A 23,323-nucleotide genomic window follows, 5' to 3' on the forward strand; every position below is an offset into this window, starting at 1 on the left:
GAACCGGCGGCGTGTCCGACCGGACGAACACGACCTTGCTGGTGGCGGCAGGTCACGGGGGGTGACACTCCCGAGACCGGACGGCAGCGCGACAGGATTATCGTTCGGGAACGGCCAGTAGAGACATGAGTGGGCGAATACGAACTATCGACGGCGTCTCCGGCCGTATCGACCGCGAGCGACTGACCCTCTGGGTCGTCGCCGTGGTGCTCGCCGTCTCGCTCGCGTTCGTCGCCTGGCGCTACGTCGGGACATTCGTCTTCGGACTGTTCGTCTACTACGCGACACGACCGGTGATGGAGCGGGTGTGTGAGTACGTCGCCTCGCGGACCGTCGCCGCTGCCGTCGCCCTGCTTGTGTTCGTCGTCCCGTCGCTGCTGCTGTTCGCGTACACGCTCGCCGTCGCGTTGATGGAGCTATCGACGTTCCTGACCTCCGACCGGACCAGCGCTGCCCTCTCGTTTCTCGAACCGTACCTCCCCGTCTCGCTGGTCGCCGGCGGCGTCGAGGCGTTCGTGACCGTCGTCGTCGCCGACCCCAGCAGACTGGAGGAGTTGACGACCAACGGGACGCTCGGCGGTGTCGTCGACGCCACGCTCGGGTCGCTCGGTCTGCTGGGGAACGCCGGCCTCCACGCGTTCGTCGTCGTCGTGCTCTCTTTCTACCTGCTGCGTGATGACTACCGCATCGTGGCGTGGGCACGGGGGACGTTCGTCCGCGAGGACAGCGTCGTCGAGCGGTACGTCGCCGTCGTCGACGAGGACCTGCGGAGCATCTACTTCGGGAACATCGTCAACGCGGCGTTCACGGGCCTGCTCGCGGCGGTCGTGTTCAACCTGCTCAACCTCGTCGCGCCGGCGGGCGTGACGATTCCACAGCCGACGCTGTTCGGCCTGCTCGCGGGCGTCGCCAGCCTCATCCCCGTCGTCGGTATCAAACTCGTCTGGGTGCCCCTCGCACTCGTACTGGCGGTCGTCTCCGTGACGACGGCTCCGACGACGCTCTGGTTCGTCGCGGTGTTCTCGCTGGTCTCAGTCGTCGTCGTCGACTGGATTCCCGACCAGTTGCTCCGGCCGTTCGTCAGCGGGCGGAACGTCCACATCGGGGCCATCATGCTCGCGTACATCTTCGGTCCGCTGCTGTTCGGCTGGTACGGCATCTTCCTCGGCCCGCTCGTCCTCGTCCTCGGCTTCGAGTTCGCCCGCGTCGTCGCGCCGTGGCTGGCCGACCCGACGTGGACCGGCCCCGGACGCGTCGACCGCTCGTCTTCGCCGCCTCCCGACGAGCCGACGGTCCACGTCGACCCCGAGGCGACCGGGCCGAGGACCGCTCCCGACGACCCGGTCGGTCCCGACACCTCCGAGTCCTGAGTGGAATCCCGCCGACCGGTCGTGACGTACCGGGCCGTCGTCGCAGGATAGATGTCGCCGACAGCCGCTACCGAGGGGGACGCTCGTCGCACTCGTGTGGACGCTCGGCAAGCGCGTCGACGTCCGGAGTCCCGTTCAGACCGTCCGTGCGGCCAGTTCCGTCGGGGTGAGCACCTCCAGTGCCCCCTCGGATTCGAGGCGCTGCACGCGGCCGACGAGGTCGGCGAACGCCTCTCGGCTCTCGATGTGCCGGGCGTGGAAGAACAGCACCGCGGTCTGGCGGTGGGTCGCGGCCGCCTCGACGGCCGTCCGTGCTTTCTCCAAGTCGTCGGCGTCGAGCGAGAGGACCGTCCGCGGGTCGCTGATGGCCGAGTTCGTGCCTGCCGACCGCCCGACGCCGGTGAACGTCATGTCGAACAGGTCGGGAGCGTAGCCCAGCGTCGCGGCCGTGTAGTCGCCGTGTGGCGCTCTGAAGACGTTGAGCGCACCGTCGAACCCCTTCGACTGGAGTCGCGCGATAGCCTCCTCGACGGCGGCCCGTTCGTCGCTCCCGTACGACGAGAGGCTGTTGTGACCCAGCGTGTTGACGCCGATGTCCCAGCCGGCGTCGCTGAGCGTGCGGTAGTCCTCGACCGAGGACTCACCGGAACTCCCGAGTCGGTCCGGCGAGGCGAAGACGCCGCCGGCGTAGCCGGCCTCGCGCAACACCGGGGCGGCGAGCGTGACGTTCGTCTCGTGGTCGTCCTCCAGCGCGAACACCACCGCGCCCTTCTCGCGGGCCGGGTGGGTGCGGACGTCGCTGACGAGCAGCGTCGTCTCGCCGCTGTCGCGGGCGAAGTGCTCGATGCGGACGTGGGTCAACTGCGACAGGTCGAAGCGGTCGGCGTCGGTCGTTCCGGCGTCGATTCGGACCCACTCGCCGGTCGCGGCACTGGGTATCTCGTCGGTGTGGTTCATCTCCCGCCCCTCGATGTCCTGGAGCTGGAGGGTCACCGTCGCGGCGGATTCGGTCGTCTCCTCGATCTTCACCGCGAAGGAGAACTCGGTGTTCGAGAAGTCCTGTGGCTGCCAGTACTTGCGCTCGATGCGAGCGAGGCCACGGTCGCTCGTCTCCATGCGGACGCCGGGGTGGCCACCGAACCCCTCGCCTTCGACGAGCGACGCCGCCCCCGAGTCCACACGCCAGTTCTGGTCGAACAGCGCGAAGTCGTCGTAGAGTTCGCCGGCGGCGGCGACCCACTCCGGGGGTCCCCGTTGGGCGGGCGTCTCCGTCGGTGGCTCTGTCGTGTTCGTCGTGGTCGGTCGGGGGGTCGTCGTCTCGGGGGCCGGTGTGGGAGTACCGGTCTCCGTCTCGGTCTGGGAGGAGTCGGGGCTGCCGGAGCAGCCAGCGAGGCCCACGAACGCGGCGCCGACGGTGCCGAGGAACGCACGACGACGCACGTGGTTGTTTGGTGCCATCTCTGTCACTACGGAGACACCGAACGGTCTTGGTAAGAACCTCACTAAGCCACCCGTTTCGTCCACCGCTCGTCGCGCCGACGAGAATAGGGGGCGACATAGACATCCGAGTGACAGAGAGTCGTGTAACGCGATGGATTTCCGTCAGTCGCCCGTGAGCACACCGTTCGAGCGTCGAACCGTTCGACCGGGCGACGAAACTGACGTGTCACCGGGCGTAAGTGGGTGACTACCAGTCACTGTGCGTTCTCGTCGGCGGGCGTGGCGGGTGTGGGTGCGGCCGCATCGATGCGCCGCTGTCGTTTCGCGTAGGCGTGGCCCAGTGCGAGGCCGGTGAGACAGTAGGTCACGAGGAGGCACGCGACGAGACCGGTGGCCCCGACGGTGGCGTCGACGACGCCGGGGACGCCGAGGACGAGCGCCAGACCGACCGAGCAGAACACGACGGGGAGGGCGACGGCCACGTAGGTGATAGCCGTCGTTCGGGTCAACTGTCGCTGCCCGCAGTGCGGACAGTTCGACGCCTCGGCGGGGATGTCGGTGTCGCACGAGACGCAGGGCAGTTCGCTCACACGAGTCACACTGTTGTCTACTGTAATGAGTGTTCGGGAACTCGATGTGTGTCTGACGGGTGGCTTGCCGTCCAGCCCACCCGTGAGAACGACGGGGGACTCCCGTTCAGCCGAACAGTCGTTCGCGGAGCGTCCGGTCGCGGCGCTGTTCGGCGAGCAACACCGAACAGTCCACGTCTTCGACGACGTCCATCACCAGCGACCCGGTGACGAGTCGGCGGAGCAGGCCGCGTTCGGTCGCTCCCACGACGAGCATCGTCGCGTCGTCGGCCGCTCGCTCGATGGCCCGTTCGACGTCACCGGTCTCGACCTGGAGTCTCGCGTTCGAGAGGCCGCGTTCGTCGGCCCACGATTCGAGGAACTCCCGACCGGTCGCCGCGTCGTCGGCGACGTTGAGCAGCGTCACCTCGCTGCCGTACTGTTCGCGCAACAGGACGGCGATGCGCGCCGAGAGGTCCGAGTCCGGTCCCCCCGCAGTGGGAACGAGGATGCGGTCCGGGTCGAAGCCGCGGTCCTTGAGGACGAGGAAGTCACACGGGACGTCCTGTGTGAGGTCGTCGAACGCCCCCTCCGCGCGGCCGGGCGAGCCGTGGTCCGGCCCCCAGCCCATCACGACGAGGTCGGCGGTGTACATGTTCGCGGCGTCGAACACCTCCTCGAACCCGCGGTGGGAGATGACGGTGTGGGTCTCGACGGGGACGCCGAACGTCTCGGCGTCCTCGCGGGCGCGTTCGAGCAGTTCGGCGGAGTCCGCGTCGAGTTCGTCGACGTGGTCCGCGCCGTACTGGAGGGCGGTCTGGTCGGGGACGGTGACGATGTGGGTGGCGACGACGGTCCCGCCACGCTGCTTGGCGATGGCGCTGGCGAGCGTCACGAGGTCCGTCTCGCTGGACGGGTTCGACAGCGGGACCATCACGCGGAACTCCCCACCGTCGGGCTGGACCGCGCCCGCGGCGTCGACGGCGGCGTCGGGCATCCGTTCGGGCTGTGAGAGGACGTACTGCGCGAGGATGCCGCGCTTGTCGGTCTTCGAGCGGGCGTAGGCGAAGTACCAGACGATACCGAACGCGACGAACCCGACCGCGAGCGTGATTTCGATGGGTTCCATGAACGCGATGAGACCGAACGAGGTGACCGCACCGAGGATGGGAATCAGCGGGTAGAGCGGCACGGTGTACTCCGGTCGGTACTCGGGGCTGTCGGACTGGCGCATCACGATGAGCGCGAGGTTGAGCAGGCCGTAGACGATGAGGTGGAGGACGCTCCCGGCCTTGGCGAGCGTCTTCACGTCGCCGTAGAGGATGAACGCGACGATGATGACGCCCGTGACCGCGATGGAGCGATACGGCGTGGCGAACCGCGGGTGGACGTCGCTGAGTTTCGGCGTGACGAGTCGGTCACGGCCCATGGCGAAGTTGATACGCGAGGAGGCGAGGATGCTCGCGTTGGCGCTCGACGCCGTGGCGAGCAGGCCCGCGAACGTCAGCAAGCCGATGCCGACGGCGGCGAAACCCACCGCACCGAACGCGACGTCGGCCACGTCGAGGACGGGCGTCGTCGTGAACTCCGGTGCGAGCTGTTTCCAGTTGATGACCCCCATCAGGACGACCATGATGAGTGCGTACATCGTCGTCACGATGACGACGCTCCCGATGACCGCCAGCGGGAGGTTCCGACCGGGGTTCTTCAGTTCCTCGGCGACGGTCGTGATCTTCGCGAAGCCGAGAAAGGAGACGAACACCAGCGCCGTGCCGGGAAGGATGGCGCTCGCACCGCCCGTCTCCTCGGGGAAGAACGGCCGGAGCGTCGTGAGGTCGGCCTGGAGCAAGCCCAGCACCGAGAACAGCGTCAGGATGGCCACCAGGATGACGACGATTATCGTCTGGAGTCGCCCGGTCTCCTTCGCGCCGACGTAGTTGACGCCGATGAAGACGAGGCCGGCGGCCAGTGCTCCGACCTGAAACGACGTCAGGCCGACCGTCCCCAGTCCGCCGACCGTCGTCGTGACGTCGGGAATCGGGAGGAACGTGGCGAGATACTCGCCGAACCCGAGCGTGTAGAACGCGCTGGCGAACGCCAGGCCCATCCAGTTGCCCCACCCCGCGATAGAGCCGAACAGCGGGCCGAGCGCGTGGTTGACGTAGTAGTAGCTCCCGCCGGCTTTCGGCATCGCCGTCCCGAGTTCGCTCGCGGACATCGCCGTGAACAGCGAGATGACCCCGCCGGCGACGAACGAGAGCGCGACTGCCGGTCCGGCCGCGGCGGCGGCCTGCCCCGGTAACACGAAGATGCCCGCACCGATCATCGTCCCGACACCGATGGTCAGAGCCGCCAGCGGACCGAGGTCCTTGGCGAGTTCCTGGTCGTCGGTCATTCCACTCCTCCCCGGCCGTCGTGCGCCCTCTCCCGTCTCCGGTCACTCATCCGAACCACCGGGAAGCGCGAGGACGGGCAGGTCGCTCTCGGTGACGAACGTGAGCGTCCGGTCGCCGCTGAGCAGTTGGACGAACCGCGACCCGCCACGCGGGCGGAAGGCGACGGCCGTCGCGTCGAGGTCACGACCGGCGTCGAGCACCGTCGCCACGACGTCCCTGCCGTAGCGGACCTCGGCCGTCGCGTCGGGGAACGTCTCGTGGAACGCGTCGAACGCGTCGGCGGCGATGGACTCGCTCTGTTCGACGGGTGTCTTATCGGGAACGCCCTCGCCCTTCTCGACGACGTGGAGGACCGTCACCGCGTCGGGCGTGTAGGGAGCGAGTGCACGGGCGGTCGCCCGTGCGTCGTCCGCGTCCGCGACGGGGACGACGACGTGACCGAGGAGACTCATGGCTCTCCGGGGCCGTTCTCGAACGTGTTCATGCTCTCAACGTCTCTGTCGAGTGGCAAAACGGTTGGTGGTTCTACGCCCCGGTGATGAAAACGGATTTAGACCGGAAGGCTCTGGTCTGTGGTATGACCGAGGAGGGTGTGGTGTGCGGATAATCGTCGTCGGTGCAGGAGAGGTCGGGTCGAGTATCGCCGCGAGTCTCTGCGGGACCCACGAGGTGGTCGTCGTCGACATCGACCCCGACCGTGTCAGCGACCTCACGTACGAACTGGACGTGCTGGCTATCGAGGGCGACGGGGGCGACCGGACGACGCTCCAGGAGGCCGGCATCGGGGACGCGGACCTCGTCATCGCCAGCACGGACGACGACGAGACGAACATCGTCACCTGCGGGACCGCCGACACGCTCGGCGACGCGTTCACCATCTGCCGGGTGAAAGGTACCCAGTACCTCGACACGTGGCGTAACGCCGACGGGGCGTTCGGCATCGACTTCATGGTCTGTACGGTGTTGTTGACCGCCGAGAGCGTCGTCCGCCTCATCGGCCTCCCCGCGGCACAGGACGTCGACACGTTCTCCGGCGGGGCCGTCCGGATGGCACAGTTCGAGGTGCCCGTCGACAGCCCCGTCGCCGACCAGACCGTTGCGGAGGCCGACCGCTGGGACTCGCTGACGTTCGCCGCCATCGTCCGCGACGAGGAGTTCGTCATCCCGTCGGGTGACACCTACATCCGGGCCGACGACGAGGTCATCGTCATCGGCTCTCCGGAGTGCGTCCGCGAGTTCGCGGCCGACCTCTCGCCGCGCTCTGCCGGCCCGGACGACATCGTCATCGTCGGCGGGAGCGAGGTCGGGTTCCAGACCGCCCGACTGCTCGAAGAGCGCGGCTTCCGACCGCGGCTCATCGAGCGGGAGGGCGAGCGAGCGCGACAGCTCGCGGAGGACCTGCCGAAGACGACGGTGATGGAGTCCGACGCGACCGATCGGGACTTCCTCGAACGCGAACACGTCGGCGACGCCGACGTCGTGGTCACGGCGCTCGACAACGACGAGAAGAACCTGCTGGCCGCACTCCTCGCCAAGCGACTGGGTGCCCAGCGAACCGTCTCGCTGACCGAGACCGGTGCGTACGTCCAACTGTTCGAGGCGGTGGGGGTCGACGTGGCCGTCAACCCCCGCGAGACCGTCGCCGAGGAGATCACCCGGTTCACCCGCGAACAGCGCGCCGAGAACGTCGCCATCATCGAGGACGACCGGGCGGAGGTGCTCGAACTGACCGTCGACGAGGGCAGTTCGCTCGCCGACCGTGCCATCCGCGAGAGCGTCCCGGACCTCCCCGCCGGGACGGTCATCGGCGCTATCACTCGAGACGGCAGTCTCGTCACCCCGCGCGGTGAGACGGTCATCCGACCGGGCGACCACGTCGTCCTGTTCGTCAACACCGAAGACATCGACGCCGTCGCCGCACAGGTGTGAGTCCCCCCGACCCGCCCGTCGACGAGTCGCCCCGCCCCGACTCGGGAGGCGACCGCTGATGCGCATCCGCGTCGACTGGCGAACCAGTGTGAGCGTCCTCGGCACGATTCTGAAGATTCTCGCACTCCCGCTCGCGTCGATGGCGGCACTCGCCCTGTTCTACAGCGAACCGCTCGTCCCGTTTCTCGTCCCGTTCGCCGGCTCCCTGCTCGCGGGTGTCGGCCTCGAACGAATCGAGCGCGACGAACCGGGCCCCCGTGAAGCGTTCTTGCTGGTGGCGAGCGCGTGGCTGGCCGTCGCGCTCGTCGGTGCGATTCCGTTCGTCCTCGCCGGGCAGGGGACGCTCGCGGACCCGGTGAACGCGCTGTTCGAGTCGATGAGCGGCATCACCACCACGGGCGCGACGGTCGTCGGCCGGTTCGAGATCCACGGCCGAGCCATCCTGATGTGGCGACAGGTGCTCCAGTGGCTCGGCGGCCTCGGAATCCTCGTGCTGGCGGTCGGTCTCCTCTCGGAACTCTCCGTGAGCGGCGCACAACTGATGGAGACGGAGACCCGGACCCAGGACGTCACCAAACTCACGCCACGGATGGCGGGGACCGCACGTCTGCTCGGTGGTCTGTACCTCGGGTTGACGGCGCTGCTCGCGGCACTGCTGTACGGACTCCACCTGCTCGGCCCTCGCATCGGCGTGCCCGACCTCGCTCCCGAGATGACGCTCTACGACGCCGTCGCCCACGCGCTGACCACCATCGCCACCGCGGGGTTCTCGCCACACGCCAAGAGCGTCGGCGCGTTCTCGCCGGCCGTCCAGTGGGTCGTCGTCGTCGGGATGTTCGTCGGCGCGACGAACTTCGTCCTGCTCTATCACCTCTCGCGGGGTGACACCACCCGCATCCGGGACAGCGAGGAGTTCCGCGTCTACCTCGGCGTCGTCGTCGGTGGGGCACTCGTCGTCGGCGCGATGCTCGTCCTCGACGGGGAGTACCCGCTGGGCGAGGAACTCGTCCGGGCGACGCTGTTCCAGGTCACCTCCATCGTGACGACGACGGGCTACGCCACGGTGGACTTCGACCTCTGGTCGGCCGGCCCCCGTCACGTCCTCTTTCTGGGGATGTTCGTCGGCGGGATGGCCGGGTCGACGACCTGTTCCATCAAGACGCTGCGCTGGCTGGTCGTCGGCAAGACGTTCCGCCGCGACCTGTTCACGGCCGTCCACCCCCGCGCCATCAAACCCGTCCGGCTCTCGGGGGCGGCCATCGACGAGGACACCATCCGCGACATCTACGCCTACACCCTCGTCAGCGTCGTCATCTTCGGCCTGCTGACGGTGTTCGTCGTCGTCGACGCCTCGCGTGCCGGCGTCGAGGTGACGGAGTTCGGCGCGATGGGCGCGGCCGCCTCGACGTTCCTCAACATCGGTCCCGCGTTCGGCTTCGCCGGCCCCTACGGGAGCTACGAACCGTTCCCCGACTCGACGAAACTCGTCATGGTCGTGATGATGTGGGTGGGACGCATCGAAATCTTCCCGGTGTTGGCACTGCTCACGCGGTCGTTCTGGGAGTCGTGAGTCGACAGGTCGTCGGTGCTGGTGTGGTTCGGTGTGGTGTCGTGCCGCAGGACTCGGATTCGCGTCCATCGAGAACATGATCTACATCTCCGAAGGCGCGGAGGCGGCGATTCAGTCCGGAGACGGCGTTCTCGGCGCAGTGGTCCTGTCGACCTTCGCTCGGTCGATGGCGGGGCCGGGCCACGTCATCTGGTCGGCCATCGCTGGCTTCTATCTCGGGATGGCGAAGTTCAACCCCGACAACTACGGCCCGCTCGTAGTCAAGGGCCTCCTCATCGCTGCACTCCTGCACGGCTCGTACGACTTCGTGGCGATAGCCATCGTCCCGATTCTCGCCTCGGTCTTCGGACCGGTCGTCAACCTCCTGACCTACCTCTCGATTCTGGTCTTCCACCTCGTGGTCCTCGTCTACCTCGTTCGGCTGATTCGCTCTCACCGCCCATCGGTCGTGACCGAGACTCCCGAACGAGAGGTCGGCCAGTCGCTGTAGCACCTCCCCTCTGAGAGGTGGTCGACGACGCGTCCCCGACCTACCGACCGCCAAGACGGTGGATTCATGTCTCGTCCGTTGCACGCTCGGGTGTGCTATCGGAGGCTCGTCGATGAGCAGGAGTCGGCTCCGTGTCGAGTGGCGAGCGAGCCTCAGTCTCGTCGGGACGGTCCTGCGATACCTCTCGGTGCCGCTGGCGTTCCCGCTCGTGGTGGCGCTCTACTACGCTAACGACGTGCTCGTCTTCGCGGCGACCATCGTCGCCGTCGTCGGTGTCGGCTACGGCCTGGAGCGCCTGGACCCGGACCCGGACCTCGGTCCGCGCGAGGGCTTCCTCATGGTCGGGCTGACGTGGCTGGCCGTCGCCGTCGTCGGGACGATGCCGTACCTGCTGGCGGGCACCGGGACGCTCGCCGAGCCGGTGAACGCGCTGTTCGAGTCGATGAGCGGTTTCACGACGACGGGCGCGACGGTGATGGGGAGCTTCGACGACCACTCCAAGGCTATCCTGATGTGGCGACAGCTCACCCAGTGGCTCGGCGGGATGGGTATCGTCGTCCTCGCCGTCGCCATCCTCCCCGAACTGTCGGTCGGTGGCGCACAGTTGATGGACGCCGAAGCGCCGGGGCCGGGTATCGAGAAGCTCACGCCGCGCATCGCGGAGACGGCGCGCGTGCTGTGGCTGGCGTACGTCGGCATCACCGCGCTCGAAGTCGTCCTGCTCTACGGCCTGCACGCAGCCCCCCCGCTCGTCGGGGTCGAGAGCCTCGCGCCGAACATGACGTTCTACAACGCCGTCGCGCACGGTCTGACGACGATGCCGACCGGCGGGTTCTCGCCGGAGGCCGACAGCATCGCGGCGTTCTCCGCAGCGGTGCAGTGGCTGGTCATCCCGTTCATGGTCGTCGCCGGGACCAACTTCGCGCTCGTCTGGCGAGCGGTCAACGGGTCGCCGGGCCGTGTCGTCCGGGACACGGAGTTCCGAGCGTACCTCGGCCTCCTCGGCGTGGTCACGGCTCTCCTCGCGGGGTTGCTGTTCACCGGCGGCGCGACCGGTCTCGAACTCGGGAGCGTCGTGCCGGGAGACGCCGAGAACTCGCTCCGGCAGGCGGCGTTCCAGGTCGTCTCGCTCGTGACGACGACGGGCTACGCCACGAGCGACTTCGCCGGGTGGAGCGAGGCGTCGAAGTACCTCCTCCTGTTCACGATGTTCGTCGGCGGGTCGGGGGGGTCGACCGGCGGTGCGGTCAAGATCATCCGGTGGGTCGTCGTCGTCAAGGCCATCCGCCGGGAACTGTTCACGACGGTCCACCCCGAGGCGGTGTCGCCGGTTCGACTCGCCGGGTCGGTCGTCGACGAACGCGCCATCCGCGGCATCTTCGCGTTCACGCTCCTCTACTTCGTCCTCTTCTTCGTCGGGACGGTGTTCGTCGTCGTCGACGCGAGCCGTGTCGACTACAGCATCAACGTGCTGGAGGCGATGAGCGCGACGGCCTCGACCCTCGGGAACGTCGGGCCGGGGTTCGGGTCGCTCGGCCCGTTCGGGAGCTACGAGCAGTTCTCCGACGCCTCGAAGCTGTTCATGGTGTTCCTGATGTGGGTCGGTCGCCTCGAAATCCTCCCGGTGCTCGTGCTGTTCACGCCGGGCTACTGGCGGTCCTGACGCCACCGGAACGCGTCACTCGTAGGCCCGAAGCTCCTCGTCGACGCCGGCGACGACCACCGCGTCCCCCGGTGAGATGTGGGTTCCGGGGTCGGTGTGGAGTCGCCCGTCGCGCTGGACGCCGACGAGTACCGACCCCGGTTCCGAGCGCTCGCCGGCCTCGCCGAGCGTCCGTCCGTCGAAGCGCTCCCCGTCGACCCGGAGGAACCGAACCTGCCCGACCGGGTGGAGGACGGCGTCGTCGTGGACGGCCGTCGCCAGTGCCCGAGCGGTCGTGCGCTGCTCGGAGAGCGCGTAGTCCGCACCCGCGTCGAACGCCTTCGGCACGCTCTCGGCGTCGGTGACGCGGACGAGCAGTTCCAGTTCCTCCGTCATCGACCGGGCGAGCGCCGTCGCCAGCAACGCGGTGTCGTCGTCGTCCACGGCGACGAGCAGCGTGCTCGCGTCCTCGATACCCGCCTCCGCGAGCGTCTCTCGGTCGGCCACGTCGCCCGTCACGTCCGGGTCCGTCCCGTCGTCGACGTCTACGGTCGTCCTCGACACGTCGTCGGGGATGCTGTCGAGGGCGGTTCGACCGGCCTCCCCGAGGCCGGCGACGACGACGTCCGTGTGGCGTCGTGGCGACCGGACGCCCGACACCGTCGCCGGCATCCCGTCGAACCCGTCGCGCGGACCGACGACGACGAGCACGGTGTCGGGCGTCAGACGGGTGTCGGGGGCCGGAGGGAGTCGGAGTTCGCCGTCGACCCAGGCGGCGACGACGGTGAGTCGCTCGGCCGCAGCGGCGACCGTCTCGCCGACCGTCGCTCCGTCGAGCGACCGGCCTCGGCGGACGACGAGTTCGCGCACCACCGCCTCCTCGCCGAGGGCGTCGCCGGCCCCGGGGTCGACCGCCGTCGCCTTCTCGGCCAGCCGACGGCCGATGAGCGCGGACGGACAGACCACGCGGTCGACGCCGAGTCGTTCGAGGGCGTCGCCACGGTCCGGTGTCTCCGTGAGACAGAGCAGCGGGACGTCCTCGTTGCGCTGGCGGACGGTCAGCGCGACGCTCGCGTTGCGGTCCCGAGCGTCGGTGACGACCAGCGCGGCGTCGGCGACGGAGGCTCGTTCGAGGGTCTCGGTGTCCGTCGGGTCGCCGTCGATGACCTGGTAGTCCCGGTTCGACAGCGCGACGGCCTCCTCCTTGTCCGAGTCGACGAGGACGTACGGTATCTCGGTCGCTTCGAGTTCGTCGAGCAGCACGTCTTTCCCCCGGCCGTACTCACAGACCACGACGTGGTCGTCCTTGCTCGTCAGTCGCTCGTCGAGGACGACCGGCGCACGCTCGAACAGCGGGATGATGAGGATACGAAGGGTGATCAGGCCGATGACGACGCCCGATATCTGGAACCAGATGACCAGCAGGTTCATCCACGGGGTACTCCACGGCGCGTCCGCGCCGAACCCCGTCGTCGTCATCGTCTCGACGACGGTCTGGAGCGACCGGAAGAACGAGTGATCGTCGCCCTCCAGCGTGCGCATCCCGACGTTGTAGACGGCGGCGTACAGCAGGAGGACGGCGACGAGGCCGAGACCGAACTTCACCACCTTCCGTTGTCGCCCCGTGAGGTCGGCGAGGGACTCTATCGACCGGAGCTGTCGGAGCTGCTGTTCAAGAGGCCCCTTCGGACGCCCCGAACTCATCGCCCGGTCGGGGCGCTACGGCGGCCGGTTCGACCGTCTCTCCGCGAGCGACCGTTGGGGGCGAGTGGCGACACTGACGACCATCGAGTCGGAGCGTTCATCGCTTGTGTGTCGAACCCGGAGGAGCGACGTAGTTCTGTCGCCGGCACACCGGTCGTCCGGTCCCGGTCGTCCAGACAGGCACCAGCCATAACCGGGAGGCTATCGACCGGGGGTGTATGGTCAAGACCTCGACCGGTATCATCCTCGCGGGTGTCGTCTTCCTGTTCATCCCGATTCCGCCCATCGCCACCATCATCGGCATCGTCCTCATCCTCGCCGGTGTCGGCTATCGGAGCTTCGTCGAGTAGCGGGACGGAGGCACTCTCCACCCCCCGGCAGGCGTTTTTCTCGCCGGGCGAACGCATCACACGTGCTCCCGCTCGCCGAACGCTCACAGCGTGACGAAGCGTTCTGGGTCGGTCTCGCCCTCTTCCTCGCGGGGTCGGAACTCGCTTCTGGAGCGCCACTCGACACGGTGCCGCCGACGAACCAGTTCGGTCTCGCACTCCTCACGCTCGGTGGTCTCTTCCTCGTGGTTCGAACCGCCGTCGCGGTGGGCCGAATCCTGCGCACGACGGTCGTAGCGGGTCGCTTCGGCTACACGGAGACTGTCGAAGGGGCCGCAGACTCGGCTGCCCCGGACCCCCCCGACGACGAGCACTCGACGCTCACCGAGTCGCTCCTCACTCGGCGTCGAGCGTCGCCCACCCGAAGGGCACGCCGAAGTCGTCACACCAGATGCTGACGCCCCGATACTGCGTCGGGTCGACGCCGGCGGGGAGTTCCTGACGGAACGTCCCCTCCTTCGTCGACTCGCCACCGTCCGCACCACCGTCGACGAGTACCTTCACCCCCGCAGCCACCTGCTCACGCGTCGATGGGTCTCCTTGGGGTGTCAGGTAGAGGAACACGTCCGGTCCCTGCGTCTGGGTGTAGTTCTCGAAGTAGAGGTAGTGGGTGTCACCCTCTCGAACGAGCGAGACGGTTCCGGATACCTCGTGGGCGGCGTCGGCCCCCTCGAACGTCCCGGTCGCCAGCGTCACCGCACCGGGACCGGGACCTGCTTCCGCGACGGTCGTGGACCGCTCGGGGGCGAACATCTCGACGAGCGTCGGACCGACGGCGAGCGCGAGGACGGCCGCTCCCACGACGACGAGCACTACGAACGAACGACGATTCATACCAGTGGAGAGGCGACACTGGGGGATGACCGTTTTCTAGAATCGAACAGAAGTCCGACGAAGCTGGGACCGAACTGCCACGGCGTCCTATCGTCGCCAGTACGACGGCGTCAGGATGACGAGCACGGAGAGGATTTCGAGGCGGCCGATCCACATCAGGAACACCATGTAGAGTTTCGAGGCGTCCGAGAACGGGAGGAAACTGTTCATCGGGCCGACGACACCGACACCGGGACCGACGTTGCCGAGCGTGGCGATGGCCGCGCTGATGGCCTCCAGTGCCGTCAGGTCGAGGCCCGGCGTCCGGAAGCTATCGAGGTAGAGCAGGACGGTCGAGGCCGCGAACAGCGTCACGAAGACGAGGACGAACACGAAGATGCTCCGGATGGTGTCGTCCTCTGCGACCCGCCCGCCGTACCGGACGGGCTTGACCGCCTCGGGGTGGACCGTCGTGAACAGTTCGTGGGTCATCGCCCGCCGGACGACCGCCCAGCGGACGATCTTGATGGACCCGGCGGCCGACCCCGCGGACCCGCCGAGGAACATGGCTATCAGGAGCACGACCTGTGTGGACTCTCCCCAGGTGTTGAAGTCCATGCTCGCGTAGCCCGTCGTCGTCACCACGGCGGCGGTCTGGAAGGCCGCCTGCCGGAGTGCGGGTTCGAGGTTCCCCGGAATCGTCGCCACGTTCTCGGGGACGCCCGCGAGGCCGAGGCCGCTGAACAGCAACCCCGCCAGCAGTGTCCCGACCGCGGTCATGGCGAACAGGTACGACCGGAACTCGACGTTCTCGACGAGTCGGTTCGGCTGGCCGCGGAGGACGTACCAGAACAGCGCGAAGTTGGTCCCGGCGACGACCATGAACACGACGATGGCCCACTGGATGGCCGGTGAGAACGCCTCGACGCTCCTGGCTTCCGGCGAGAACCCGCCGGTCGGCATCGTCGTGAGTGCGTGCGCGACGGCGTTGTAGAACGTCATCTCGTCGGCGAGACCGACCACCTGGAGCGTGTAGAAGACGAGCGCCGCGAGCACCGTGAAGCCGATGTAGATGCCCCACAGCGCACGGGCGGTGTCCTGAATCCGTGGCGTGAGCTTCTCGATGGACAGCCCCGGCGACTCTTCGCTGATGACCTGTGCGCCCCCCACCGAGAGTTCGGGGAGGATGGCGACCATCAGGACGAGGATACCCATCCCGCCGAGCCACTGGGTGAGCTGTCGCCACATCAGGATGGCTCTGGAGTGGGTGTCGAACGAGATGTCGCCGAGGACGGTCGACCCCGTCGTCGTGAAACCGCTCATCGACTCGAACAGCGCGTTCACCGGGTCCGCGACGGTGCCCTGTCCGGCGACGAGGTACGGGATGGTCCCGACGAGGGGGACGACCAGCCAGGTGAGGCTGACCAGCAGGAACGCCTCGCGGTGGCCCAGGTCCGGGTCCGGGTCCAGCCGTTCGAGTCCGAACCCCAGACCGAGCATCACGGCGATGGCCACGAGGAACGGGACCGGGTCCTCGTCGTAGTAGGCCGCGACCACCAGCGGCAACAGCGGCGTCACCGAGAGATACTTCAGGATACGACCGAGGAAACCCAGACTCGTCCGGTAGTCGACGACGGTCCGGAACCTGGACACACCGTTACGCCCCATCGAGGGCCTCCCCGACCGGCCGGTGTGTTCTGTCGGGTCGCAGTCCGCCCGACGAGTCGCGTCTCATTGTCGAGACGGACGTGGAGTCCGCACAAAAGCACGGGGATATCGGACGGTGACGGCGGAGTCCGGCTACTCGGTCACGCGCAACTCGTAGTCCTCGCTCGCGCCGAACACCTCGCGGAACACCGATTCGAGGAAGTCACCGAGGTGCTTCGCGTCGGCGATAGCCGAGAGGACGACGGTCCCCTCGGGGGCCTTCCGCGTCTCCGGCTGTTTCACCTTGAACACGGGATACTCGGCCAGTAGCGCGTCGAGTCGCTCGCGTTCGTCGGACGAACAGTCCAGCACCACCGTCCGGTCGTCGTAGCGCAGTCGGCCCGCGGAGGTGGCGAAGCCCACGCCCTCGTCGCCGTCGCTCGTGCCGGTCCGTTGTGCCGTGACGGTCCGGACGAACAGGACGAGGCGGTCGTGGGGCGTCGTCGCGGTGTCGCTCACGTGTCCACCCGTTTCGCTCCCTGGGTGTTAAGCCGTTCGTGGCTCGACGCTCCCCCCGATGCCAGCCACACACGGTCGCCCGTCCCTACGCGAGGGCCGGGAGGCGGGGCACGCACGACACCGGACCCGAGTCGGGGAGCGGCCGTGGCGCTCACGCCAGTGCCGCCTCCAGTACGAGGACGAGTACCGCGACGCCCGCACAGACCAGTAGCGCGACCGACCCGACCGTCGGTTCGGTGGGACCGCCGGGGTCCTCGGCGACGAACAGTTTGTAGGTCCCGGAGACCACCGTCGCGGCTCCCATCGCCGTCAGCAGGACGCCGGTCGCCGTCGTGGGAAGCCCCGCCGAGGGGTTCCCGAGGAGACAGATGACGAACCCGACGACGGTGAAACCGAGCCAGTAGAGCCGCTGGAACTCCATACGTCAGTTCGCCACTACACCGTGATAGTTCTTGACTCCGGGCGGGTCCGGTGCCGACTCGTGCCCGTCACTCGCGGCCGGGCACCCGTGCGAGCGACTGAATCCAGTGGTCGTCGTCGACGCTCGTCTCGACGCGCTCGAACCCGGCCGACGCCACGAGCGAGCGGAACTCGTCCTCGCCGTAGAGCGTGAACCGTCGCTCGTCGTCGGCCTCGTAGGGACTGGCCTCGGTGTCGCGCTCACCCTCGCCGCGCTGGACCGCACAGAACAGCACCCCACCGGGTCGGAGGACGCGCCGGAAGCCGGCCAGCGTCTCGGCGGCGTCCTCGCGGGGGACGTGCAGGAAGGAGGCACAGACCCAGAGCCCGTCGAAGACTCTCGACGCGAAGCCCAGCGTCCGCATGTCCATCCGGACGCGGGCGGCGTTCGGGGCGACCTCGCCGGCCTGGTCGAGGAACGCCGGCGTGAGGTCGACGGCGGTCACGTCGTGTCCGCGGTCGGCGAACGTCGCGGCCTCCCAGCCGGGGCCACAACCCACGTCCAGTACGCGAGCGGGCCGGTCGGTCGTGAGCGGCCCGGACTCGCGGGCGTCGGCCAGCGCCCGGTCGAACCGCTCGACCGACTCGGCGACGACGCTCCGGTCGTCGTGGCGCTCGCGGTACTCCGGGGCGAGACCCTCGTAGGCGGCGAGCGTGCGGGAGACGGGGTCGTCCATGCTGGTGAGTCGTGACGGTTCCTACAAGCCTTTTAGGGAGGCCGATGTGGGACCGCGTATGAGCAACCCACGAATCCTGCTGATCGGGCCGCCCGGTGCGGGCAAGGGTACGCAGAGCAAGCGCATCGTCGAGACGTACGGCGTCGAACACATCACGACGGGCGACGCCCTGCGGGCGAACAAGGACATGGAGACCGACTACGGCAAGCCCCGCGAGTACATGGACAAGGGCGAACTCGTCCCGGACCCGGTGGTCAACGAGATCGTCGTCGCGGCGCTCGAAGACGCCGACGGGTTCGTCCTCGACGGCTACCCGCGCAACATGTCGCAGGCGGAGTACCTCGACGAGCAGACGGACCTCGACATCGTCGCGTTGCTGGACGTGGGTCGTGAGGAACTCGTGACGCGCCTGACCGGCCGGCGGGTCGACCCCGAGACGGGCGAGAACTACCACGTCGAGTACGACATGCCCGCCGAAGAGGAGATTCGGGACCGTCTCGAACAGCGCGACGACGACACCGAGGAGGTCGTGAAAGACCGTCTCGACGTCTACGACGAGAACACGAAGCCGCTCATCGAGTTCTACGAGGACCGTGGCCTACTGGCCCGTCTCGACGGCGAACAGGCTCCCGACGACGTCTGGCACGACCTGCGCCTCGCCATCGAGGACGCACAGACCGACACCTGAGTCGGTCGGTGACCCCGCCGAGGAGCGCTCTCGGCCGACCCCGTCCGACGCGGCCACGTCACAGGGTTGATAACGACGCTGTTCCTATCTCCGGCAAATGGCACGTGTTGCGCAGAAGGTCAGGGACCTCACGAGCGAGGACCCCGGCATGCGTCACGCACTCGAAGTCGTCCTCGACCGGTCTCGGTCGAACGGCGGCAGCGTCGAGTGGGGCGACGTGGACGACGAACTGTCGAGCGGTCAGTGGGGCCGACTCATCGAGAAGGGCATCCTCAAGAGCGGCGACGGCGACGGGTTCCGGGTCCGTGACCCCGACGGCGTCGAGCAGGTGCTCGACGGCGACGACGGGTCGTCGACCGGTCCGAGCACGTCGGCGAGTACCGACGACGACGAGGACACCGGCTGGACGACCTACGACAAACTCGCCGGTCTCGCCGCGCTCGGACTGTTCGCCGGCTATCAGGTCGGTCCGGTCCGTGACCTCGTCGGCGGCACGCTCGACACCGTGTTGGGGCCGCTCCAGGAGATGCTCCCCTTCTACGCGGTCATCCTCCTGCTGGCGATGGTGACGGGCCTGTACTCGACGCTCCTCCAGGCGAACCTGATGGACACCGACAAGATGGGCGAGTACCAGTCGCGCATGCAGGAGATTCAGGACCGGTACAAGGACGCCAAGGAACGCGGCGACGACGACGCCGTCGACCGTATCAACGAGGAGCGCATGGAGGCGATGGGCGACCAGATGGGCATGATGAAGATGCAGTTCCGCCCGATGGTCTGGATCATGCTCATCACCATCCCCGTCTTCCTCTGGCTCTACTGGGAGGTGCTGACCCAGACCGCGGAACTGGGGAGCGTCACGATGCCGCTCATCGGCCAGACCGCGTGGCCGGACGGCGCGTTCGTCTTCCCGGCGTGGATCCTCTGGTACTTCGTCTGTTCGATGGGGTTCACCCAGATCCTCCGGAAAGCCCTCGACATCAACACGTCGCCGTCGCCGTCGTAGGGCGTTCGGCCCTCGGCGACTCCCACCGTCCCGCGTCTCCCTCTCACACGGGTCGACGCGGAGGAGAACCGTTTTATCACGCTCGGACAGAGAGGGCACATGTTGATTACCATCTCCGGACCCGCCGGAGGCGGCAAGTCCACGGCGGCGGCCGCCCTCGCCGAGCACCTCTCGCACGAACACATCAGCGGTGGCGACATCTTCCGGTCACTGGCCGCCGACCGCGACATGTCCCCGCTGGCGTTCAACAAACTCGCCGAGGAGGACGACCAGATAGACCGTGACCTCGACGAGCGACTCCGGACCATCGCCGAGGAGCGCGACGACGTGGTCCTCGAATCCCGACTCGCGGGCTGGATGGCCGGCGACTACGCCGACTTCCGCATCTGGCTCGACGCACCGCTCGACGTTCGCGCGGCCCGCATCGCCGACCGCGAGGAGAAACCCGTCGCGCTCGCCAAAGAGGAGACCCAGGCCCGTGCCGAGAGCGAGGCGCTTCGCTACCGGGAGTACTACGGCATCGACATCGCCGACCGCACCATCTACGACCTCGCGTTGAACACCGCCCGCCTCGGCCCCGAGGCGATGGTCGACACGCTCGTCACGGTCGTCGAATCGTACGACCCGGCACACGACGAGGGCAAGGCTCCCGTCGAGGGCGTCCGCTACGAGTTCTGAGATGCGTGGACCGCCCGACGAACGGTCGCTCGAGGAGTTGCTCTCGTTCGGCGTCGTCAACCTCGACAAACCGCCCGGCCCCTCGTCGCACCAGGTCGCGGCGTGGCTCCGCGACGTCGCCGGTCAGGACCGGGCGGCCCACGCGGGGACGCTCGACCCGAAGGTGACCGGCTGTCTCCCGGTCTTACTGGGCGACGCCACCCGCGCCGCACAGGTGTTCGACACCGTCCCCAAACGCTACGTCGCGGTACTCGAACTCCACAAGCCCGCGCCGGCGGGCTTCGACGCCGTCGTCTCGGAGTTCGAGGGGCCACTGCTCCAGAAGCCGCCCCGAAAGAGCGCAGTCAGCCGTCGCATCCGCACCCGGACCATCCACGACCTGACCGTCCTCGAACGCGAGGAGCGCCGCGCACTCCTGCGAATCGACTGCGAGAGCGGGACGTACGTCCGGAAGCTCTGTCACGACCTGGGGTTGGCGCTCGGGACGGGGGCGAACATGGGTGCGCTCCGCCGGGCGGGAACCGGTCCGTTCGACGACAGCACGCTCGCCACGCTCCACGACGTGACCGACGCGCTGGCGTTCGCCCGCGAGGAGGGCGACGAGTCCGAGATACGCGCGGCGGTCCGTCCCGCCGAGGAGGCGTTCGTCCACCTTCCTCGCGTCACCGTCGCCGAGAGCGCCGCCGAGCAGGTCGCTCACGGGGCATCGGTGTACGCACCGGGCGTCCTCGACTGGGAACCGCCCGCGGCTTCCGACCCGTGGCGAGACGTCCCCGAGGGGACGGTTCCCGAGGGCGACCTCGTGGCCTGCTACACGCCCGACGGCGCGGCGGTCTGTCTCGGGACGTGGGTCGGCGACCCCGACGCCGATTCGGGGACCGTCGTCTCGCTGGAACGCGTCCTGGTCTGAGCCTCGTTCTCGTCGAACCAGCATCGCTTTCCCGTCGCCACGAGCGGGGAGCACATGACCGACACCGTCTCCCTCGGCACCGCCAGCGCCGCCCCCGGCGAGCGTGCACGTGGCTACTGGACCGTCACCGACCTCCCGACCGGCACGCCCGAACGACTCCCCGTCGTCCTCCTCAACGGTCGGGCGGACGGGCCGACGGCGTGGATTACCGCAGGCATCCACGGCAACGAGGTGACCGCGCTCGCCACCGCACAGGACGCCGTCGCCGCCCTCGACCCTCGGACGCTCTCGGGAACCGTCGTCTGCCTCCCGTCGCTCAACCCCGCCGGTCTCCGACGGACGACCCGGACCTCCTACTACCACGAGGACGACCCGAACCGGTACTTCCCGGACGCCGAGCGTGAGTCGTCGCGCCCGCCACGAGTCCAGGAACTCGTCGACCGGCGTATCTACGAGGCGTTCACGGGCGAGGGCGACGTGCCCGGCGCGGACCTGCTGCTCGACCTGCACACCGCCCACGTCGGGTCGATACCGTTCACCATCCGCGACCGGGTGCTCTACGGCGAGGTCCGGGACCGCGAGGCGGCCGAGTCGCTCGCCCAAGACCTCGACCGGCTCTGTGCGGCCGTGGGGCTGCCCGTCGTCACCGAGTACGGCGCGGCGGAGTACACCGAGCAGAACCTCCAGCGTTCGACGGCGGGGGCGGCGCTCAACGACGCCGGCGTTCCGGCGTGTACCGTCGAACTCGGCAGTCACGGCGTCGTCGAGGAGGCCCATCGCGCGGCCGGTGTCGCGGGGGTCTGCCGAGCGCTCGCTGCCTGGGGGTCCCTGGAGACACCGCCCGAGTCCGTCGAAGCGGCGGACCCCGGCGTCGACGCCCCCGTCTCCTTCCCGGTGCGTCGTCACGTCGGCCCGTACACCGACACCGCCGGTATCGTGCGCCATCGCGTCGAGGCAGGCGACACGCTGGAGGCAGGCCAGACCGTCGCGGACGTCGTCGCGCCGACCGGCGAGCACCTGACGGCCGTCGAGAGCGAGGCCGACGGCTACGTCCTCGGGCGGCGTCACGGGGTCGCGGTCTACGAGAACGACCCCGTGGCGAGCCTCGCGGTCCGAGACGAGGAGGGCCTGGTCGTCCCCCGCGACGACGAGTGACTCACGGACGGCCCCCGCGTCGGTCCCCCTGTCTCACCGTGGCGCGGACACGGACGAAGCGAAGCGCTTAATCGTCGGTCTCTCATCGATGAGAACGCGGGGCCGTGGGGTAGCCTGGTATCCTCGGCGGATGGGGTCCGTCGGACCTGAGTTCGAATCTCAGCGGTCCCACTTCACGTTTTACAGGGCGTCGACACCAGCAAGCTGCGGGTGTCGAGCCTGGCGAATTCGATCGGTGAGCCACCGCTCTCGCCGCGATATAGCGGCAACCGGTGTAGCGAGGCCATCGCAGGTGGTTCGCGATGAGCATCGACGGGCCGTTCGCCGCCGAAGAAGACGTCGACGACATCGAAGCGCTGCGACGACAGCTCGTTGAACTCACCCAGCGCGTTGAGGACGCAGAACGTCGTGCTGAACAAGCCGAGCGTCGGGCCGACCGCGCCGAGCGTGCAGCACACGCCCACAGCGCGCACCTGAGAGCGGTTCTTCGGAAGGTTCAGTACAACACGTCGAAGCCCGGCCGGGACACGTGGAACCATGTTCTCGGACGGCTCTGTGACCTCGACATCGAAGACTACCGGCAGGACCCGATGCAGCACCTCCCGGCGGTCGAGCGCGTCGGGTCTGCTGTTCAGCGTCACGAGTCGGTCATCGAGGAGCAAGGACGGGCGACGCCCGACCCGATGGCCGAGAACTGGGAGAAGGTCCTCGACGTTGCTCGGAACGTCTCGGACCAACCTGACCACGTTCGCGGTGACGGTTACACGCAGTTGTTCTGGAAGGACGTCCAGAGCGCCACCGGTCACGGCGACCGTCACTGCAAGCGGCTCATCGAGCAACTCGGCGAGACGTTCGAGGGAGCCGACTGGATACCCTACGAGTCGCCCTCGCCAGCGAACAACCACTCGGTCGTCAAGAAACGCCTGCTCATCGACCTGGACGTCTGGCCGGAGGAGGGGTGACATGACGATGTCACCCCCACCCCGCAAGGAGCCGCGTTCTCTCGCCCCAGTAGGCGGGGTGACGTACGTCGTCACCCCTTGGAGGTGTTCGACCCACCCGCCAACCGACTCGGCTCGGAGGTGGAAACCGCCACCTCTCGGCTGATTAACACAAAGTAACGGCGGTTGCGGTGTTTGCGTTGCTTCGCTACTGTCGAGTGCGCGTGGAGGGTGCGCGTGTAGTACGCTAGTACACCGCACGATTCACCCCCTACTTCGGGTTTTGGTTGTGGGGGTAGGACTGCTGATGGGGGTGACGACGTACGTCACC

Annotated in this window: 22 protein-coding genes, 1 tRNA gene and 1 pseudogene; 13 read left to right on the forward strand and 11 right to left on the reverse strand. The window is 68.2% G+C overall.

Going from position 1 to position 23,323, the window contains the following annotated elements; genetic code table 11:
* Positions 1 to 125: 125 nt before the first annotated feature.
* On the forward strand, positions 126 to 1,370 hold the full coding sequence (locus tag GQS65_RS11765) for an AI-2E family transporter (protein WP_158204838.1): 1,245 nt from the start codon (positions 126 to 128) through the stop codon (positions 1,368 to 1,370).
* Between the two features lie 135 nt (positions 1,371 to 1,505).
* On the opposite strand, the gene GQS65_RS11770 is transcribed toward GQS65_RS11765, so the two are convergent.
* The 4 genes from GQS65_RS11770 to GQS65_RS11785 form a co-directional block, all read right to left on the reverse strand.
* Entirely contained in the window at positions 1,506 to 2,828 is a 1,323-nt protein-coding gene (locus tag GQS65_RS11770; protein WP_233265119.1) for a polysaccharide deacetylase family protein, read from the reverse strand.
* A 236-nt stretch (positions 2,829 to 3,064) separates the two neighbouring features.
* Entirely contained in the window at positions 3,065 to 3,400 is a 336-nt protein-coding gene (locus GQS65_RS11775) for a hypothetical protein (RefSeq protein WP_158204840.1), read from the reverse strand.
* A 106-nt stretch (positions 3,401 to 3,506) separates the two neighbouring features.
* Positions 3,507 to 5,774, reverse strand: a complete 2,268-nt coding sequence (locus tag GQS65_RS11780; protein WP_158204841.1) for an amino acid permease — start codon at positions 5,772 to 5,774, stop codon at positions 3,507 to 3,509.
* 42 nt (positions 5,775 to 5,816) lie between these two features.
* Positions 5,817 to 6,227: a universal stress protein gene (locus GQS65_RS11785; RefSeq protein ID WP_158204842.1), complete on the reverse strand. Its 411-nt coding sequence runs from the start codon at positions 6,225 to 6,227 to the stop codon at positions 5,817 to 5,819.
* A gap of 145 nt (positions 6,228 to 6,372) precedes the next feature.
* Here GQS65_RS11785 and trkA point away from each other — a divergent pair, with 145 nt between their 5' ends.
* The 4 genes and pseudogenes from trkA to GQS65_RS11805 all read left to right on the forward strand — a co-directional run bounded on the left by trkA (position 6,373) and on the right by GQS65_RS11805 (position 11,427).
* Positions 6,373 to 7,704, forward strand: a complete 1,332-nt coding sequence (trkA, locus tag GQS65_RS11790) for a Trk system potassium transporter TrkA (protein WP_368280095.1) — start codon at positions 6,373 to 6,375, stop codon at positions 7,702 to 7,704.
* A 58-nt stretch (positions 7,705 to 7,762) separates the two neighbouring features.
* A complete protein-coding gene (locus GQS65_RS11795; RefSeq protein ID WP_158204844.1) occupies positions 7,763 to 9,274 on the forward strand; it encodes a TrkH family potassium uptake protein in 1,512 nt (503 codons plus the stop codon).
* A 22-nt stretch (positions 9,275 to 9,296) separates the two neighbouring features.
* Positions 9,297 to 9,764: pseudogene (locus tag GQS65_RS11800) on the forward strand (PrsW family glutamic-type intramembrane protease); the annotation flags it as partial.
* Positions 9,765 to 9,876: 112 nt separating this feature from the next.
* A complete protein-coding gene (locus GQS65_RS11805; RefSeq protein WP_158204845.1) occupies positions 9,877 to 11,427 on the forward strand; it encodes a TrkH family potassium uptake protein in 1,551 nt (516 codons plus the stop codon).
* Between the two features lie 15 nt (positions 11,428 to 11,442).
* Here the strand turns inward: GQS65_RS11805 and GQS65_RS11810 are convergent, their stop codons facing one another.
* Complete coding sequence (locus tag GQS65_RS11810) at positions 11,443 to 13,110, reverse strand: potassium channel family protein (protein WP_158204846.1); 1,668 nt, start codon at positions 13,108 to 13,110, stop codon at positions 11,443 to 11,445.
* Between the two features lie 218 nt (positions 13,111 to 13,328).
* On the opposite strand from GQS65_RS11810, the gene GQS65_RS11815 reads away from it, so the two are divergent.
* Positions 13,329 to 13,460 carry a transporter gene (locus GQS65_RS11815; protein WP_158204847.1) on the forward strand — a complete coding sequence of 44 codons (132 nt, stop codon included), beginning with the start codon at positions 13,329 to 13,331 and terminating at the stop codon, positions 13,458 to 13,460.
* A gap of 83 nt (positions 13,461 to 13,543) precedes the next feature.
* Here the strand turns inward: GQS65_RS11815 and GQS65_RS11820 are convergent, their stop codons facing one another.
* The 6 genes from GQS65_RS11820 to GQS65_RS11845 all read right to left on the reverse strand — a co-directional run bounded on the left by GQS65_RS11820 (position 13,544) and on the right by GQS65_RS11845 (position 17,614).
* Positions 13,544 to 13,813: a hypothetical protein gene (locus tag GQS65_RS11820; protein WP_158204848.1), complete on the reverse strand. Its 270-nt coding sequence runs from the start codon at positions 13,811 to 13,813 to the stop codon at positions 13,544 to 13,546.
* A gap of 22 nt (positions 13,814 to 13,835) precedes the next feature.
* Positions 13,836 to 14,333, reverse strand: coding sequence for a DM13 domain-containing protein (locus GQS65_RS11825; RefSeq protein ID WP_158204849.1), 498 nt, complete (start codon positions 14,331 to 14,333; stop codon positions 13,836 to 13,838).
* Positions 14,334 to 14,420: 87 nt separating this feature from the next.
* Positions 14,421 to 15,980 carry a TrkH family potassium uptake protein gene (locus GQS65_RS11830; protein WP_158204850.1) on the reverse strand — a complete coding sequence of 520 codons (1,560 nt, stop codon included), beginning with the start codon at positions 15,978 to 15,980 and terminating at the stop codon, positions 14,421 to 14,423.
* A 132-nt stretch (positions 15,981 to 16,112) separates the two neighbouring features.
* Complete coding sequence (locus tag GQS65_RS11835) at positions 16,113 to 16,478, reverse strand: hypothetical protein (RefSeq protein ID WP_158204851.1); 366 nt, start codon at positions 16,476 to 16,478, stop codon at positions 16,113 to 16,115.
* Positions 16,479 to 16,629: 151 nt separating this feature from the next.
* Positions 16,630 to 16,899, reverse strand: coding sequence for a hypothetical protein (locus tag GQS65_RS11840; RefSeq protein WP_158204852.1), 270 nt, complete (start codon positions 16,897 to 16,899; stop codon positions 16,630 to 16,632).
* 67 nt (positions 16,900 to 16,966) lie between these two features.
* A complete protein-coding gene (locus tag GQS65_RS11845; RefSeq protein WP_158204853.1) occupies positions 16,967 to 17,614 on the reverse strand; it encodes a class I SAM-dependent methyltransferase in 648 nt (215 codons plus the stop codon).
* Between the two features lie 58 nt (positions 17,615 to 17,672).
* Between GQS65_RS11845 and GQS65_RS11850 the strand changes: the two genes are divergently transcribed.
* The 7 genes from GQS65_RS11850 to GQS65_RS11880 all read left to right on the forward strand — a co-directional run bounded on the left by GQS65_RS11850 (position 17,673) and on the right by GQS65_RS11880 (position 23,013).
* A complete protein-coding gene (locus GQS65_RS11850; protein ID WP_158204854.1) occupies positions 17,673 to 18,302 on the forward strand; it encodes an adenylate kinase in 630 nt (209 codons plus the stop codon).
* A gap of 97 nt (positions 18,303 to 18,399) precedes the next feature.
* Positions 18,400 to 19,308 carry a DUF106 domain-containing protein gene (locus GQS65_RS11855; RefSeq protein WP_158204855.1) on the forward strand — a complete coding sequence of 303 codons (909 nt, stop codon included), beginning with the start codon at positions 18,400 to 18,402 and terminating at the stop codon, positions 19,306 to 19,308.
* A gap of 99 nt (positions 19,309 to 19,407) precedes the next feature.
* Positions 19,408 to 19,986, forward strand: a complete 579-nt coding sequence (gene cmk / locus GQS65_RS11860; RefSeq protein WP_158204856.1) for a (d)CMP kinase — start codon at positions 19,408 to 19,410, stop codon at positions 19,984 to 19,986.
* A gap of 1 nt (position 19,987) precedes the next feature.
* Entirely contained in the window at positions 19,988 to 20,896 is a 909-nt protein-coding gene (locus GQS65_RS11865; protein ID WP_158204857.1) for an RNA-guided pseudouridylation complex pseudouridine synthase subunit Cbf5, read from the forward strand.
* A gap of 54 nt (positions 20,897 to 20,950) precedes the next feature.
* On the forward strand, positions 20,951 to 22,051 hold the full coding sequence (locus GQS65_RS11870; protein WP_158204858.1) for a succinylglutamate desuccinylase/aspartoacylase family protein: 1,101 nt from the start codon (positions 20,951 to 20,953) through the stop codon (positions 22,049 to 22,051).
* Between the two features lie 98 nt (positions 22,052 to 22,149).
* Positions 22,150 to 22,222 (forward strand) — tRNA-Pro (locus GQS65_RS11875).
* Between the two features lie 131 nt (positions 22,223 to 22,353).
* The gene (locus tag GQS65_RS11880) at positions 22,354 to 23,013 is read left to right on the forward strand and encodes a hypothetical protein (RefSeq protein ID WP_158204859.1); all 660 of its coding nucleotides are present in this window, start codon (positions 22,354 to 22,356) and stop codon (positions 23,011 to 23,013) included.
* The last annotated feature ends 310 nt before the right edge of the window (positions 23,014 to 23,323 follow it).

This window comes from Halomarina oriensis (assembly GCF_009791395.1).
Lineage (GTDB): Archaea > Halobacteriota > Halobacteria > Halobacteriales > Haloarculaceae > Halomarina > Halomarina oriensis.

Bases quoted from the DNA above. Each gene is read 5' to 3' on its own strand.
- GQS65_RS11880 (WP_158204859.1), top strand. From the start codon at position 22,354: ATGAGCATCGACGGGCCGTTCGCCGCCGAAGAAGACGTCGACGACATC.
- GQS65_RS11785 (WP_158204842.1), bottom strand. From the start codon at position 6,227: ATGAGTCTCCTCGGTCACGTCGTCGTCCCCGTCGCGGACGCGGACGAC.
- GQS65_RS11825 (WP_158204849.1), bottom strand. From the start codon at position 14,333: ATGAATCGTCGTTCGTTCGTAGTGCTCGTCGTCGTGGGAGCGGCCGTC.
- cmk (WP_158204856.1), top strand. From the start codon at position 19,408: ATGTTGATTACCATCTCCGGACCCGCCGGAGGCGGCAAGTCCACGGCG.
- GQS65_RS11830 (WP_158204850.1), bottom strand. From the start codon at position 15,980: ATGGGGCGTAACGGTGTGTCCAGGTTCCGGACCGTCGTCGACTACCGG.
- GQS65_RS11780 (WP_158204841.1), bottom strand. From the start codon at position 5,774: ATGACCGACGACCAGGAACTCGCCAAGGACCTCGGTCCGCTGGCGGCT.
- GQS65_RS11845 (WP_158204853.1), bottom strand. From the start codon at position 17,614: ATGGACGACCCCGTCTCCCGCACGCTCGCCGCCTACGAGGGTCTCGCC.
- GQS65_RS11810 (WP_158204846.1), bottom strand. From the start codon at position 13,110: ATGAGTTCGGGGCGTCCGAAGGGGCCTCTTGAACAGCAGCTCCGACAG.
- GQS65_RS11795 (WP_158204844.1), top strand. From the start codon at position 7,763: ATGCGCATCCGCGTCGACTGGCGAACCAGTGTGAGCGTCCTCGGCACG.
- GQS65_RS11870 (WP_158204858.1), top strand. From the start codon at position 20,951: ATGACCGACACCGTCTCCCTCGGCACCGCCAGCGCCGCCCCCGGCGAG.
- GQS65_RS11850 (WP_158204854.1), top strand. From the start codon at position 17,673: ATGAGCAACCCACGAATCCTGCTGATCGGGCCGCCCGGTGCGGGCAAG.
- GQS65_RS11765 (WP_158204838.1), top strand. From the start codon at position 126: ATGAGTGGGCGAATACGAACTATCGACGGCGTCTCCGGCCGTATCGAC.
- GQS65_RS11840 (WP_158204852.1), bottom strand. From the start codon at position 16,899: ATGGAGTTCCAGCGGCTCTACTGGCTCGGTTTCACCGTCGTCGGGTTC.
- GQS65_RS11855 (WP_158204855.1), top strand. From the start codon at position 18,400: ATGGCACGTGTTGCGCAGAAGGTCAGGGACCTCACGAGCGAGGACCCC.
- GQS65_RS11770 (WP_233265119.1), bottom strand. From the start codon at position 2,828: ATGGCACCAAACAACCACGTGCGTCGTCGTGCGTTCCTCGGCACCGTC.
- GQS65_RS11805 (WP_158204845.1), top strand. From the start codon at position 9,877: ATGAGCAGGAGTCGGCTCCGTGTCGAGTGGCGAGCGAGCCTCAGTCTC.
- GQS65_RS11815 (WP_158204847.1), top strand. From the start codon at position 13,329: ATGGTCAAGACCTCGACCGGTATCATCCTCGCGGGTGTCGTCTTCCTG.
- GQS65_RS11865 (WP_158204857.1), top strand. From the start codon at position 19,988: ATGCGTGGACCGCCCGACGAACGGTCGCTCGAGGAGTTGCTCTCGTTC.